Annotated in this window: 14 protein-coding genes; 1 reads left to right on the forward strand and 13 read right to left on the reverse strand. The window is 61.2% G+C overall.

Going from position 1 to position 15,133, the window contains the following annotated elements:
* Positions 1–36: 36 nt before the first annotated feature.
* Positions 37–2,541: a hypothetical protein gene (locus E3T51_RS02065; RefSeq protein WP_134526916.1), complete on the reverse strand. Its 2,505-nt coding sequence runs from the start codon at positions 2,539–2,541 to the stop codon at positions 37–39.
* 367 nt (positions 2,542–2,908) lie between these two features.
* On the opposite strand from E3T51_RS02065, the gene E3T51_RS02070 reads away from it, so the two are divergent.
* On the forward strand, positions 2,909–3,670 hold the full coding sequence (locus E3T51_RS02070; RefSeq protein WP_134526919.1) for a ParA family protein: 762 nt from the start codon (positions 2,909–2,911) through the stop codon (positions 3,668–3,670).
* A gap of 25 nt (positions 3,671–3,695) precedes the next feature.
* Here E3T51_RS02070 and E3T51_RS17475 read toward each other — a convergent pair whose 3' ends face one another.
* The 12 genes from E3T51_RS17475 to E3T51_RS02125 all read right to left on the reverse strand — a co-directional run bounded on the left by E3T51_RS17475 (position 3,696) and on the right by E3T51_RS02125 (position 15,130).
* A complete protein-coding gene (locus tag E3T51_RS17475; RefSeq protein WP_420898399.1) occupies positions 3,696–3,914 on the reverse strand; it encodes a three-helix bundle dimerization domain-containing protein in 219 nt (72 codons plus the stop codon).
* Between the two features lie 173 nt (positions 3,915–4,087).
* Positions 4,088–4,762, reverse strand: a complete 675-nt coding sequence (locus E3T51_RS02075; RefSeq protein ID WP_134526922.1) for a haloacid dehalogenase type II — start codon at positions 4,760–4,762, stop codon at positions 4,088–4,090.
* Positions 4,763–5,246: 484 nt separating this feature from the next.
* A complete protein-coding gene (locus tag E3T51_RS02080) occupies positions 5,247–5,630 on the reverse strand; it encodes a YybH family protein (protein ID WP_134526925.1) in 384 nt (127 codons plus the stop codon).
* 73 nt (positions 5,631–5,703) lie between these two features.
* Complete coding sequence (locus E3T51_RS02085; protein WP_134526928.1) at positions 5,704–6,411, reverse strand: SDR family NAD(P)-dependent oxidoreductase; 708 nt, start codon at positions 6,409–6,411, stop codon at positions 5,704–5,706.
* Between the two features lie 455 nt (positions 6,412–6,866).
* Positions 6,867–7,892: a class I mannose-6-phosphate isomerase gene (locus E3T51_RS02090; RefSeq protein WP_134526931.1), complete on the reverse strand. Its 1,026-nt coding sequence runs from the start codon at positions 7,890–7,892 to the stop codon at positions 6,867–6,869.
* A complete protein-coding gene (locus E3T51_RS02095) occupies positions 7,889–8,929 on the reverse strand; it encodes an NAD(P)-dependent alcohol dehydrogenase (protein WP_134526934.1) in 1,041 nt (346 codons plus the stop codon). Before E3T51_RS02095 ends, E3T51_RS02090 begins: the two co-directional genes overlap by 4 nt.
* Positions 8,930–8,958: 29 nt before the next feature.
* Positions 8,959–9,795, reverse strand: coding sequence for a DeoR/GlpR family DNA-binding transcription regulator (locus tag E3T51_RS02100; RefSeq protein WP_241989126.1), 837 nt, complete (start codon positions 9,793–9,795; stop codon positions 8,959–8,961).
* A 46-nt stretch (positions 9,796–9,841) separates the two neighbouring features.
* On the reverse strand, positions 9,842–10,633 hold the full coding sequence (locus E3T51_RS02105) for a triose-phosphate isomerase family protein (RefSeq protein WP_134526936.1): 792 nt from the start codon (positions 10,631–10,633) through the stop codon (positions 9,842–9,844).
* Positions 10,620–11,090: a ribose-5-phosphate isomerase gene (locus tag E3T51_RS02110; protein WP_134526939.1), complete on the reverse strand. Its 471-nt coding sequence runs from the start codon at positions 11,088–11,090 to the stop codon at positions 10,620–10,622. The genes E3T51_RS02105 and E3T51_RS02110 overlap by 14 nt, the downstream gene beginning before the upstream one ends.
* Complete coding sequence (locus E3T51_RS02115) at positions 11,087–12,829, reverse strand: dihydroxyacetone kinase family protein (RefSeq protein ID WP_134526942.1); 1,743 nt, start codon at positions 12,827–12,829, stop codon at positions 11,087–11,089. The genes E3T51_RS02110 and E3T51_RS02115 overlap by 4 nt, the downstream gene beginning before the upstream one ends.
* 146 nt (positions 12,830–12,975) lie before the next feature.
* Positions 12,976–13,953 carry a D-ribose ABC transporter substrate-binding protein gene (locus E3T51_RS02120; RefSeq protein ID WP_134527041.1) on the reverse strand — a complete coding sequence of 326 codons (978 nt, stop codon included), beginning with the start codon at positions 13,951–13,953 and terminating at the stop codon, positions 12,976–12,978.
* A 43-nt stretch (positions 13,954–13,996) separates the two neighbouring features.
* Positions 13,997–15,130, reverse strand: a complete 1,134-nt coding sequence (locus tag E3T51_RS02125) for an ABC transporter permease (RefSeq protein ID WP_134526945.1) — start codon at positions 15,128–15,130, stop codon at positions 13,997–13,999.
* Between the last annotated feature and the right edge of the window lie 3 nt (positions 15,131–15,133).

Genomic DNA, 15,133 nt, shown 5'->3' on the forward strand with positions numbered 1-15,133 from the left:
AAGCCGAACCCGAACCTCAACTGCCCCGCCGCTCGGTTAGTAGATTGAGGTCACCACGACCTCGCCGTCGACGACGTTGACCTCAGCGCTAATCGTGAGGTAGTTCTCAGTGGTCTCATGACGGATCTCGGAAGAGAAACCATAGTTGACGTCGTACTCCATACTCACGACACCGTAGGTGTCGGTGGAGACCGTCAAGCCGCCGTCCTCGTACGACGGATCCACGGTAAGGTCGGGCGCTGTAACGAGGGTGTATGCGACGTTGGAATAATAGGAGGAGATGTACCCCATGTTCGGGCAGTCGTCAGACGCGGCGTCTCCCGCAGCCAGGCAGGTCGTGATCAGCGCGTTAACGGCGTCCAGGGCGGCGGTTTCATACTCGGCCGTTGGGGTGGCCGTGAACGCGTCGTCGCTCGACTCGAACTCCCCGTACCCCCCGAGCAGCCCGCTCACGACATAGGTCACCGATGATTCTTCGAAGTAGTCCGTGGCTGGAATGGCCACTTCATAGGTGCCGGGAAAAGCCGGCAGGGTCAGCCCGTCGTCCTTCGTTGTACCGACCGACATACCGTTCACCTCGAGCTCCACGTCGCCCAGTCTGGTCGGTATGTAGACGTCGATCCGACCAGGCTCGGCGTTCAGAATGGACCAGTTATCGGCAATCAACCAGTCGGTGCTCGTGCGGGTGAGCGTCAGCACGGCAGAGTCAGAAACTCCGCCCTGTTTGAAGTGCACTTCGATCTGGGCTACATCTTCGGTGATGGTGACCTCCGAAATGGCGGCGTCTTCGATGCGATCTGTCGCCAGCCCGAAAATGTCGTTGGAGAGCATGCCGTCACCGGCATCCGCTGAAGACTCGAGCAGTTTCAGAGCCGTCGAGGCGTTGCCCTTTTCTAGCGCGTCGAGATAAGCGGTCGCAACATTCTGCGGGCCAAAGACCGAGGAACGCACAATTCCGCCAGCCACACTTGCCGCGATGATGAGCAGTGCAGCAGCACCGACGATGATGGCGCCGATCTTCACTCGTTTGGCCGTGGCCGGAGACATGGTGCTGGTCGCGAACGCGGGCGGTACCGCACCCGGCTGGCCGGCCGCGGTGACCACAGGGACGGGATAGCCAGTGGCGGGATCGATGCCGTACCCCGTCCCTGCCGCAGGCAAGGCCGCGCCAGCTGTAACGGTTCCAACCGGCACGAGCGGTGCCGTCGGCGCAACGGGCAACAAGCGTTCCTGACCAGATAACTTGACGAGGGCACCGATTGCTCTTGGCGTCGCGTAGGCCAAGATAACCGGTGCGACGAAGCGCGTCAGGGCCTCGATACCAGCACCCCAGATGGCGAAGATAAGAAAGGTCCACGCAGCGGGCCCCATTGTTCCCGACGCCGAGGCATTCTCGGGTGCGGTCATCGACGCCGTGACTAGAGCGCTGCCAAGAAGCTGCAACGCCAAACCGAAGACCATGTACGTGGCGATGGTGGCCAGCCACGACTGGGGTGCCGGGCGCACTCGATTGCGACGAACGGCGAGCAGCAGCGAGGCGACGACTGCCAGAATCAAGGCGAGCAGCACGATAAGCCAGATATAGCCGGAGACTCCGTCACTGAAAACGGAGAGGTTTTGCTGCGTCTGCTCGTTGGACGCCCCGCCCAGAGTGGCCAGCACGCGGTCCAAATCACTCAGATCGGCGGAAAACGCGCCCAACATGCCGATCACGACGGCGTTGATGGCGAAGGTAAGCAAGAACACGGGAAGCACTCCGACGTATTCGTCGGCCGCGGACAGCGGGGTAATAATAGCGAGCACGACCGCCAGCACGGCGATAAATGCGCCGAGGTGCAGGCCGGCAATACGCACGGTGCCCAACGGTAGCCAGGTTGCGCGGACGAGAAGACGCGACCATCCGTCCGTGGCTTGCAGCCGGGCCACGTAGGAGACCACGAATCCGATGACGAGCGCGCCGAGGAACGAACCGACAGATGCCGCGGAGGTTGAGCCGACAGGAATGCCCAACTGCAGATCGGGGAACTGCACCGGGAGCACGGCGGCCAGCACTGTCGCCCCGATTGCGAGTGTGAGCCCGGACACGGCCGACAGGATGAGGGCCGATGAGCCCTGCCAGACGCCGCGTCCCACGAACCGACTGGAAAGATAGCTGCCAGCCAGCAGAGCGGCTAGTACCAGCAGCGGAAGCACTCCCACAGTGACACTTCCGGCGAAGGAGATGATGTACTCGACTTCTGCCGAGGCGCCAAGCTGGCCAAATGTTGCCATTGCGACCAACTGCACAGGACCGGAGACAAGCCAGCCAGCCGAGAACATCTCCCAGCCGGTAAGAAGCCCGGTCAGGGCAACGGTCAGGAGCGCGACAACAAACGCTGCCCCATACCCGATTCCAGCGGATGCGAGGGCTCCCCGCCACGCGCGCGGCGCGATCACGGAAAACGCGTTCGGCCCACTCGGCCCCTGAGCGAGCGGCTGCCCGGCCGCATCAGAATAAGGGTTGGCCTGCGTGAGCACGGGCTGAGCAGGCGCTGAATTCACTACAGGTTGGTTCGGCGTAGGCGGAGTCGGCGGTATCGATCCGGCCTGAAATGGATTTGGTGGCGTGGTCGACGGCGTGTTTTCAAGCGACATAAATGTCGTGATCTCCCCAAGATTGGTTTGTGCCAACACAGGGTGAACATCACCTGTGTATTCGATGAGAAATTAATGGCAATTAGCAGCCTATTGCACACCGAAGTCGCCTCTCACCGGCTCCTTCAAAGCTCCAGACGGAGAATGCGGAGAGTCCTGGACTCGTACCCTGCTGGGACCCACCGCACGTGGCCACTGAGGGCGCTTCCAACACGACACGGTCTTGAGTTGACACTGTCTCCGGCGCCACCAGGTTGACTCCTATGATTGGCTCATGAAGACGGTCGCGGTGTACAGCACCAAGGGTGGGGTCGGCAAAACAACGACGGCGGTCAATCTCGCCTGGGAGGCATCTCACGAGTGCCGGGTGCTGCTGTGGGACTTGGATCCGCAGGGCGCCGCGACGTATCTCCTCAACGTCAAAGCGAAAGTCAAGGGCGGCGTGGATTCCCTCATTCGGGGCAAAAGCCACGCGGATGCTGTCATCCGGCCGACCGCGTATAAAAACCTCGATGTGCTGCCAGCGGATGACACTTACCGAAATCTCGACCTGCTCCTTGACTCAGCCAAGAAGTCGACGCAGCGAATCGCCAGGGTACTGGAATCGGTCTCGAACCAATACGATGTCGTGATCCTCGATTGCCCTCCCGGCGCGTCCCTCGTGGCTGAAAACGCACTCCACGCGGCCGACGTTGCCCTTGTCCCCCTGGTACCGTCGCCGCTTTCGCTCCGTTCACTGGCTCAAGTCAACGAGATCATCGCGACATCAAACCGGCCGCCCAAAGTGTTTGCATTCCTTTCGATGGTGGATCGCCGCAAGCTTGTGCACCGATCCGCCGCAGAGGCGCTGCCGCGCGAGCACCCCGAAGTGATCGACCTCGTCGTTCCGGCGACCGTCGTGATCGAACGGATGGGCGCCGAACGCGCCCCGATAGGAACGTACGCACCGAGCACTGAGCCGGCGCGGGTATTTGCCGAGCTCTGGAAACACGTTCGCTCCTCGGCCAAGGTCAAGCCCGGCTCACAGCCCGAGTAGGACGTTTCGCTGCAGCGAATCGACGCTAGGCCGCGCGGGGAGGTGCGTTCCGCTCCGCGCGCAGCTGCGACCGCGCTGCGTGTTCAACCAGTACCGGTATGAAGTCCCGGATGGGTTTGTCAGAGAGGGAAGCGTGACACTCCGTCACGACTGCTTTCACCCGATCCGCAGGCAAATCGGCGTATCTGATCTCAAGCCGTCGAACCATATCGTCGACAGCATTCTTTTCCTGCTTTGAGTCCATAATTCATTGTGCCTGCATTCCGTGCTGTTTGTTACCAGATTCACTATCCTCAGACGAGCGCGATGACTGCGTCGAGGGCGCGTACGACGACGCTCCCAATAGATGAGAATCGTGGGGTGAGTTGCGGCGTCGCATCCATACACACGTAAATTCACCCACCGAGCACAGACCTCCTAAGCCAAAAGGCGCTCGGCGAGCTCGCTGAGCTTCGGAACGGTGTAATCCGGTGTCGCAAAATAGCTCGGGTAGAGTGCATCGTTTCGGTTCAGCCAGGCAGTGCGCAAGCCCGCCTGAGCTGCCCCGTGGATGTCCCACGGGTGCACGGCGACCAGGAGCATGTCGGCTGGTCGAACTCCGAGAGCTTCCGCCGCGTAGCGGTAGGCGGAACCGACTGGTTTCCATTGCGGCGCATCCTCGACAGTGAGGAGGGCGTCAAAGTCAGTCCGGATCGCCGCCGCGGTCAGCATGTTCTGGGCCAGCTGCGCGGACCCGTTGGAGAGGGTGGCGAGGCGACATCCCGCATCCTTGAGCGCCCGCACCCCGTCTGCAACGTCCGGGTGCAGCTTCAATGCCCCGAGGCCGTCCAAGACGTGGCTTATCGCCTCGTCGACAGTGCTGGTCAAGGTGACGTCGCGGAACAAAGCACGCAGGATTTCCGCGCCCACCACGGAGAATCTCTCGCTGCCCCCAGACGCCGCGAGGGCGAACCCATCCCGCAGCAAGGCTGCGAACCAGATGCGAGCCAGGTAGCCCGGGGCACCGACCTCTACGAAACGATTCTCCATCGGAGACATGTCCGAGAGGGTTTCATTGACATCAAAAACTATCACCGGCATGGCTGCGTTCATGGTGGACTCCTCAAGATTGGTCAATGTACCAGCTGCTGTGAACCGACCGGTCTTGCCTTGGCCAACCACAGACATAAACGAGCGCTTTGTTCGCGTTTTTCCCTAAGCAGGCACGGACACGACGGTGAACACTGTGCGGTCCACCATTTCACGGTCCTCCAGTTTGCGCAAAGCCTCTGCAAGACCTGCTCTATTTCGGCCCTGGTCGACTACAACCCTTGCCTGAAGCTGTTTGTCAGAGTCTGGCTTGCGGCCGCTCCACTATCGCGACGACACAGGCATCACGCGACTGCGGTGTCCAATCCAGCGGTTAGGCCGACAGCTCGGCTTCACATCCCTGGGATGAGGTCATGGCGATGCCGGTCCAGCCACCAAGCTTTTCATCCCGCTCGTCCGGACCTGAGCCGTGCCTCGTTGACTAATTAGCCGAGGGGCTCCAATCCGGTCGAAAGCTGACGTTAGTTTCTGCCCGGCCGGGTTCCCGCTATGACTCGACTTGTGAAACGTGGTAGTGACTGATGAGCCACGAATCATCGACGTGTTGCAGAACAGCCGTCAGGTGAACGGGAATGACGTCACCATCAGGATGGGTAAAGTCGACATCGAGATACGAGATCAATGTTGCGTCAGAGAGTTGGCGGTGTTCCAGAATGCGAAATGCGGGGCTGAGCCCTACAGGCTGCCTGTCGTAATAGGTGATCACACCGAGCCTGCCAATCGAATGCGTCGGCGCGACGCCCTGAAATAGAGCGTTTTCGGTGAAGTAGGACGCGACACGTTCCGGCTCATGTTCACGGATTCCGTTCGCCCACCCATTCAAGACTTCCGTCAAGATGCGAACCTGGGCGATGCTATCAAGCGCGATCATCGGTTCCTCTCCCGTGCGTTCTTCTATCGTCGAAGACGAGACGGCCAGCTCAGCCTGCTCGTCGAATCATGCCTCAGCTTCCGGCGCTTTGTCCGCCGTCGATGTGCAGGATCTCTCCCGTGACGAACGGGGCCTGTTCCAGGTAGAGGACGCCATGGGTGACATCATCGACCGTGCCAATCCGTCCGACCGGGTGCCAACCCGCGAGGGCTCCGTGCGTTTCTTCCGGGTGCATGGGGGTGTGGATGACTCCGAGAGAAACGGCGTTCACGCGGATACCGCGGCTAGCGTACTCGATCGCCAGGGACTTCGTGACGGAAGACAGCCCACCCTTGGTCAACGAGGCGAGAGCCGACGGAGCGCTGGAATTGGCGTATTCAACAAGCGTCGTTGTCACGTTCACCACGTGGCCCGCCCCCTGTTCAACCATCTGCGCGATGGTCTTCTGCGTAATGTGGAAGAAGCCCCCGAGGTTCACCCGAAGAATGTTGTTGTAGTCCTCCTGGGTGTACTCGGTGAATGGTTTGCCGATGAAGATTCCGGCGTTGTTCACGAGCGTGTCGATTCGGCCGAACTTCTCCATCGCGGTGCTGATGACCTTACCGGCTACTGCGGGGTCCGAAATATCTCCGGGTACCGTTATGACGTCCGAATGTTCGGACGCTGTGATGGAGCGTGAATTGGCCACGACGGCGTAGCCGAGTCCGCGAAAGGCGGACACTAGACCTGCTCCGATGCCTTGGGAGCCTCCAGTGATGATGGCTACTTTGCGAGTTTTCATGGGCAGAATTCCTAAGTGGTAATCGGTCGACAAACGTCGCTCCAATTTTAGCCGACAGGTCATATTTGAACAGCTGCGGCGGAACTGCTCCATGATATTTGCCGACGAATACGCTGCCGAACCTCGACGATACGGACTCGCCGCCGGTCGGTCGTTCTGCTCCCTTGCATTTACCGCGAGTAACTTTCGGCGCTATTGCCCCTGTCTGGGTTCGGCGTCAACAGTGCACCTCATCCCTCAACCGCACGCCAAAATACCGAGGCCTGCGCAGGCGCGCTCAAGCAGGCAGCCGCGAAAGCCTCCCACTCCGGCGCGGCGAATGAACCGCTTCGGAGTCGGAACCGCTAACGATCGCTCGTAAGGTGCGACGCGGCATTCCAAGCGGATTCCAATCACAGCGCGGGTTTCTTGGCGCGTTTTTGGTCACATCAGTGTTTTCCCTCGTCCCGGCAGGCTCAGATGGAGTCTGGCACCTGACCCAGCGGTGGTCGACACCGGAGGAGCGTCAGCTCACCGGTTATGGTGAGGTTACCGATATTGTGCGGCGTCAGGATCGTGAGACCCGGCGCGAGAACGGCGCGGGAGCCGTTCGCCGCCGTAAGTTGTCCTTCACCGGAGAGGATCACAAGAATGCTGAAGCCGGCGTCAAGCACGGTCTCCCCCGCTACAGACCTGTGCTCCGCACGAAAGTAGGAACCTGCTTGCGCCGCCAAGGTGTGCACGCCGGTGCCATCATGGATAAGGAGCGTTTCGAGCTCCGCCATCGACCACCCGTGGCGATCGGTCGCCTTCAAGGCTTTCTCGGCACCGATCCCGAGGTGGCCGTGCCGCGGTCCATCGATCGCAAAGCCCTTCCATTCCAGCAGAATGGACATGTCTTCGGGCTCCTGCACCTCAACGATAAAGACACCGGCACCGATCGCGTGTGGCAGGCCGGGTGGCACGTAGATAGAGTCTCCTGCACACACAGTCAGCAGGTGCATAGCGCCCAGCAGGGCGTCCACATTCTGCTCCCGCACCCAATCGCTCAACTCTGTCGCTGACACGTCACGGGCGAAGCCCAGGTGCACGGTGCCACCGTCCACCACGTACCAGGCCTCGGCCTTTCCGTGCCCCGCCCCCAAATGCTCCTGGGCAAACTCGTGGGAGGGGTGAATGTGTACGGGGAGGCGTTGGCCGGCGTCCAAAAGCTTGACGAGCAGTTTGGTGTCGGCACCGAACTGTGCGTGGTGGTCGCGACCCAACCAACCGACCGGGTCGCCGAGGATAGCGTCTCGGAGTCGTTCCCCAGTCGGCAACTCGGTCAGCCCAGTGTCCGCCTCACCGAAAATCGTCGTGGTCGATGCAACCCAATCTTCGGGAACATGATCGGTGCTTCCCTCCTCGTGCCGGAAGGCGCGAATTTTGGACCCACCCGCATAAAACCTGTTCGCTGGCTGGTTGCTCGGTAAGAGCACCGGTCGCTCAGGTGCCGTCGTCATTGCGCGCTCGTGTTCGGGGTCACGATAGATTTTAGAACACCCGGTTGTGTCGTCGACCGGAGGGCAGCGTCAACCTGGTCGAGGTCGAAGTGACCGGTGACAAGGGAATCTAGATCCACCAGGCCGCGACTCACCAATTCGATGGCCGTCGGCCAGGTGTTGGCGTACCGAAAGATTCCCGTGACGATGAGTTCACGGTTCTGGATGACGGAAATCGGCAGGGCGATCTCGCCCGCGCCCATTCCGACGAGCACGACGACTCCCCCGGCGCGAACGGCTCGAAGGCCCGATTGCACGGCGCTTGCTACACCCGAGGCATCTACAAAAACGTCCACCTCAAGTCCGAGCATCGAGATTTCTTCGACTTGCGGGTCGATTGCCCGGGTCGCGCCGAAGGCGAGCGCCTGTGCCCGACGGGCGGGGCTGACGTCCGAGATGATGATCTCGCTGGCCCCGTAGGCTCGAGCAACCTGCGCCGTGATGATGCCGATCGGACCGGCACCGGTAATGAGAACACGGCTGCCGATGGTCATGCCGCCCTTTTGCGCGGTGGCGATCGCCACCGACAGGGGCTCGAGAAGTGCCGCCGCATCGTCGCTGACAGTGTTGGGCACAGCCCAAGCGAAGTGCGATTGAATGGCCACATACTGCGCGAAGGCACCGTCAACTCCGGGGGTGGCATAAAAGCGCATGTCCGGGTCGAGGTTATACCGACCGGTCAGGGTCTCCCGGGAAGTTGGCGTCGGCCGCTGCGGCTCGATGGACACACGTTCACCAACCCGTTCCGGGTCGACGGCGCGCCCGACAGCAACGATTCGACCGCCGGATTCGTGTCCGAGAACGAGCGGCTCATCAACGATCCAGTCACCGAGACGACCATCGTGCCAGAAGTGAACATCAGATCCGCAGACGCCTACCGCGGTTACTTCGACCAAGACCTGATCGTCGTCAAGCGCCGGAAGTGCCCGCTCTTCGACCGCGAGTGACTTCGGACCGAGCAGAACGCTCGCGCGCATGGTTGACGGGAGACTATTCATGATGCCTTTCTTAAAGCAGTTCAGTTCTACTAGTGACGAGCCGCCGATGTGCCGTCGGCACGGGCAAGTTTGGGGGCTACGACGACCTGGATGCCTTTCGAACGCATCCTCGTAATGTGCTCGGGCGCCGTTTGGGCGTCCACGATGACGATGTCGTACTCGGTCAGCTCGGCGAGAGCGTGTAGGGCGCGCTTTTCGAATTTGGTGTGGTCCACCAGAAGAATTCGTGTCGCCGCGGACTCGAACATTGCGCGCTTGGTATCCACTGTTTCCAGTGTCTGATGAAAACAGACATCGTCGGTGATAGCCGAGGTCGACATGATGAAAACATCGGCACGAAGTTTTTGGATCGCCTCGTTGGTCATGCGTCCGAGAAATGCACTGCACCAGTTGTAGTAGTCGCCGCCGAGGGCGACCAGGCTGATGCCACGCATGCCGGTTAGTTCATTCATCAGGGTCAACACGTTGGTGATGACCGTGAGCGGTGCTCGGGTCGGCAGGTACTTGGCCAGCTGCAGCACGGTTGTTGAATCGTCGAGAAAGATTGACTGGCCGGGTTCGATGAATTCCAGGGCAGCGAGGGCGAGGGACTCCTTCTCGGCAACCTGTCGGTTGGAACGATAGACGTCGCTCGACTCAACGAGACTCGTCGACAGCGCTGTGGCCTGCCCCCGCGTCTTTCGAAGAAGTCCCCGTGCTTCCAGCTCGTCGAGGTCGCGATGCACGGTCATCACACTGATATCAAATCGCTCGGCGAGGTCCTCGATCCTCACTGCGCCCTCGGCCATCACCGTTTCACTGATCGCCCGCTGTCGGGCTAGCTGGCGCGACTGGCGGCTGTCATCGGAGACTGAGTTTGCGTTCACGTCACTCTTTCCCGCATTGATTTCGTTTGGAAAGCGTTGTTTGTACTTATTTTAGATTCGCGTGCTGGTGCGATCTCGCCGCCGCTTCGTCGAGAATCTGCCTGAGGGCCGTGGCGTCGTGCGCAAAACGACCCAGGAAGAGTCCATCGACCGATCCGCCCAACTCGCTCAGGAGCCCCGGTTTGGCGCTCCCTCCATAGATGACCCGGGCACTGCCCTCGCCCAGTCGCGTGGCCAGCCAGTCGCGCAGGAGAACTGCCACCGCAGCCACATAGTCCGCTTGAGCTGGTTCAGCTGCTCCGATCGCCCATTCCGGTTCGTACGCCACGACAATTTGCATTCCGCGGTCCGTTGGACTGATTTCGATCAGGGAAGCATTAAGCTGCTCGATGCACGCCTGGGCAGCTTCGCGTGGAGTTCCGAGGGATGCTTCCCCAACGCACAGAATCGGCGTGAGGCCATTTCGCGCAGCTGCAGCAAGCTTTTTGGCGATCACGGCTGGGCCTTCACCAAAGAGTGCTCGCCGCTCCGCATGACCGATTTCAACGAACGTACATCCGACGTCAGTCAGGTCTGCGCCACTCACCTCGCCGGTAAAGGCTCCACGGTCCTCCCAGAAGAGGTCCTGTGCTCCCACCAAGACTCCGGTTCCGGTGAAGATCTCAACGGTCGTCGCGAGTGAGGTGAATCCGGGGAGCACCACGAGGGTGACGGCACCGCTCACCAGTGATTCGTGGCGCCGTGCCAGCTCAGCAACTTCGGTGCACCAGGAGCGGGTGCGATTGTGGTCGAAGTACATCTTGAGGCTGACGCCCAGCAACACGCTAGACGGTGACATTGTCTTCGTACGTCGATAAAATCGCGACCTTTTCCGCCGACCCGGACGTTTCGTCGAAGGTGTAGGTCAGCCATTCTTTGGCGAGACGACGAGCCAGTTCAATCCCCACGACACGCTGTCCAAAGGTGAGAACTTGCGCGTTGTTGCTCAATACTCCGCGTTCCACCGAGTAGCTGTCGTGGGCCGTCACCGCACGAATACCAGGAACCTTGTTCGCCGCGATGGCGACGCCCAGGCCGGTGCCGCACAGGAGCAGCGCACGATCGGCCTGACCCGAGGCGATCAGTTCGGCGGCGGCGATTGCCACCGTCGGATAGGCAGTGTGGTTGCTGGCGTCAACGCCGACGTCGAGAACCGACTCGACCAGGTCGCTAGCTTCGAGGTCGGCCTTCAGTATCTCTTTGTAGGCGAATCCAGCATCGTCGGATCCGATAATCAGGCGCAATTTCTGGCTCATTGACTTACTTTCTGTTGGCTGTTCATTACCGCGGCAATGGCGTCTATCGCCAGTGCCAGAGATACGGCTCCGGGGTCGGGGCTTCCGAGACTTTTTTCCATGTGCGGACGGGCACGGCCAATTTTTGGCAGTAGCTGCGATGTGGCGTCAGCAGCCTCGGCGGCGATCAGGGCTGCACTCTTCCACGAATCCCGGGCGGTCAGACCGTGTTCGGCCGACTCGGTGAGGGCTATGGCGACGGGTGAAAGCACATCGACCATGGTCTTATCGCCCAACTGCGCCTTGCCGAAGCGGGCGATCGCTGCCAATGCGGCGGTGACGCCGGACGCAAGTACTGTCGCGGTAGGGGCTGCGACGTCCCCTACTTCAGCGGCTACGGCATTAAGAGCGAGGCCCCAAAGCGCACCACTGGTTCCACCAGCCCGATCCGCCCAGGCATCGCCGGCCTTCGAGAGGATGCTGCCAGCACCGGCTTCGTGGGCGGCCGCATCCTCTGCCGCGAGAAGGGCGGCGCTCGCACCGCGCTGCATTCCGATTCCATGGTCGCCGTCTCCAGCCACCGAATCCAACCGCCCCAATTCCTCGACGTTGGTGTCGATCATGTTCTTGATGGCACGGATGCTGTCCAGCACAATGACGCCGGAGGCGCGCGACGCTGCGCTGGAGGGGAGGATGGCGTCCTCGACAACGTCCACTATCGTGATCAGGTCCCGATCGACATCCTGGCGATTCACGAGCCCCTTGCGATAGGCCGGCGTGTAGGCGGGAGATTTCCAGGCCTCTTCCAACTCTGCGTCGAGCCAGAAGAGGGTCAGGGAGACGCCGGCCATCTGAAAGCTCGTCACCAGCTCGCCGACCTCAGGGTCAACGATTTCCATTCCCTGCGCCGTGAGCAGTGTTGACACACTCCCGTAGGTCACGAACAGCTCTTCATACTTCACCGCGCCCAGGCCGTTCAGGATGACACCGACACGCGCACCGGCGGAGGAATCGAGAGTCGCCGGGCGGGCGTGCACGAGACCCTCCACGAGCAGCTCGGCGAGGCCGTGGGCGGTCGGGAGGTCCTGTTCGCTGATACCCGGCTCGCCGTGGATGCCCATGCCCACCGCCATTCGGCCTTCGGGAACGGTAAATAGCGGTGCGGACGCACCGGGGAGGGTGCATCCGCTGAAGGCCACTCCGAATGAGCGTGTGTGCTCGTTGGCCCGGTTCGCGAGGGTCCAGACCGCATTCAGGTCGTCGCCGCGTTCGGCCGCATACGCTGCAGCTCGAAACACAGCTAGATCGCCGGCGACGCCGCGACGCTTGTGCGACTCAGGTTCAGAGGCGCTGGAGATATCGTCGGTAACTACGACCGTTCGGCACGGAATACCCTCCGCGATGAGCCGGGCCTGGGCCTGATCAAAATTAAGAACGTCGCCGGCATAGTTTCCGTACGTAAACAACACACCCGCTCCGCCTGCTGCTGCTTTTGCGACCCTGTAGATCTGCTGCGCCGAAGGCGAAGCGAAGAGGTTGCCCATGGCGGCGCCGTGTGCGAGGCCGGGGCCGACCAAGCCCGCGAAGGCCGGATAGTGACCGGAACCGCCCCCGATAACGACAGCGACCTGACCCGTCGGGGTGCGGGAGGCCCGCACCACCCCACCGTGAACTTTCCGCACGAACGTGGAATTCGCGGCGACAAAGCCGTCGATGCACTCATCCGCAAACTGAACCGGGTCGTTATACAGGTAGGTCATGTGAAGCGCCCTCCGGGGCGATGCTGAAATCAGTGGGGTAATGAACGAATGTCTCTTTCGCCGTAGCGACGACGCTTTTGAGGGCGCTGGGCCCCGAGACGACCGCCGACAACAATGGCGGTATCGTCCCGGGGCCAGTGGTGCTGTTACTCGCTCAGGGCAAACGACGTGTACTTGCCAACGTTTTCGGTGGTGATCAAAATGCAGTCGAAGGACTGCTTCTCGGTGGCGGCGCCCGTCTTTCCAGTCTTGAGGTAGGAGTCTGCCTGGTCGACTGCGGCTGTTGCGAAGGTGACGACCGGCTGAAGAACGCTGTACGCGAGGCTGCCATCTTCAACGCCGACGGCTGCGTCGGGTGAGCCGTCGAAACCACCGACGACGACGGAGTCGAGCTTCCCGGCTTCCTTGAGCGCAGCGATCGCTCCGAGGGCCATGGGGTCGTTCCCGGCGATTACGCCGGTGATGTCCGGGTGTGCGGCAAGCAGCGTCTGCATCTTGTCGTGACCCTCCTTCTGGTCCCAGTTGGCAACTTCCTGGCCCACGAGCTGCATGTCGGGGTACTGCGACAAAACGGTAGCGAAGCCGTTGGATCGTGTCGCCGCGTTGTTGTCCGACGGCTTTCCCTTCAATTCAACATAAATGCCGGTGCTGCCCATTGCTTTGACGAATTCGGCCGCACCGAGAGCTGCTCCCTGAGCGTTGTTGGAGACGAGCTGCGATTTGGCGATGCCTTCCTCGTTGATCTCGGCGTTGACCAGGAACACGGGGATGCCGGCATCGGTGGCCTTCTGCACGGCACCAATGGAACCGCTGGCGTCGGCCGGGTCGAGCACAATAGCGACGGACTTGTTGGTGATTGCGGTATCGATCAGGTCGCTCTCCGCCTTTGCATCGGCCTTGTGGGCTGCGACGTTGGCGGTGTAGCCAAGCTTCTCTGCCTGCGCCTTCGCTGCTTCTCCCTCTGCGGTCCAGTACGGGTTGGCGAGGTCGTTGACGATGATGCTGATCAGGCCGCCGGCCGCGGTGTCGTCACTTGTCGTTGTGGTGGGCGTGGCCGAGCATCCGGCTAGTACGACGACGGTCGAGACCACCACGGCAAACGCTGCTGCTGCTTTGCGAAACATGTTGCTGTCCATTTCTTGGGTTAGGTATCGGATGACGAAGCTGTCAGCCGATGATCTTCTCGGTCGCGATTTCGGCTGTGGCCGGAGTGTCACGAGGCGAGGAAGTCGGTAGGGGTGAAGCGTTTGCCGCAGGAGTCTTTCGTCCCTTGTACTGAACGGCGTTGAGGAGAACGGCGAGCACGATGACGGCGCCCTTGAAAATCATCTGCCAATACTCGGAGACTCCGATGATGACCAAACCGTCGGAGAGGAACCCGATGACGAAAGCGCCCAGGAGCGTGCCGCGAACGGTGCCGCGGCCTCCCATGAGGCTGGCACCACCGATCACGACGGCTGCGATGGCGGTGAGTTCAAACGTTTCTCCGGCCGTGGGGTTGGCGGAGGTGAGTTCGGAGGCGATGATCACACCGGCGACAGCTGCAGCGATACCGCTGAGGACGTACACACGGATCTTGACGCGGTTGACCGGGATACCGGAGAGTTCCGCTGCACGTTCGTTGCCGCCGGATGCGTAAATCCAGCGGCCGAACACGGTGCGATTCAGGAGAACGCTTGCGAGGATAGCCAGGACGACCATGATCACCACGCCGGTCGGCACGCCGAGGATCCGGTTGAAGCCGAGCATGTTGAATCCGGTGTTGCCGAGGGCTTCCTGGCCTTGTAGTGCCGGGTAGGTGAGGCCGCCCGTGATCAGGAGCGCGACGCCGCGAACGACGTAGAGCATGCCGAGGGTGGCGACGAAAGGCGCCACCTTGAACCGGGAGATGAGGACTCCGTTGATGAACCCGACGAAGGCGCCGGTGGCCAGCGCGAGGAGAACGACGACCCACACGGAGGGGAAGAGTTTGAGCCCCAGGGCGGGAATCTCTACTCCCTGCATGAGAGCGCCGGCAACAATTCCCGACAGTCCCACGGTCGACCCGACCGAGAGGTCGATGCCACCGTTCAAGATCACCATGAGCATACCGAGGCCAAGCACGGCGAAGATGGCCACGTGTGCCGACATCTGCAGCAGGTTGTTGACGGTGAAGTAGTTGGGTGACAGCGCCGAGAACACGATGATAATGACGATGAGGGCAAAGAATGCCCGCCCGCGCAGGAGCACGGCGCGAATGTCGAAGCCGTCTGAGAAGAGGGAGGACAAACCCCTCGATGGTGTTTTTGTTGTGGTGCTCATGAG

This window comes from Cryobacterium serini, assembly GCF_004404025.1.
GTDB lineage: Bacteria > Actinomycetota > Actinomycetes > Actinomycetales > Microbacteriaceae > Cryobacterium > Cryobacterium serini.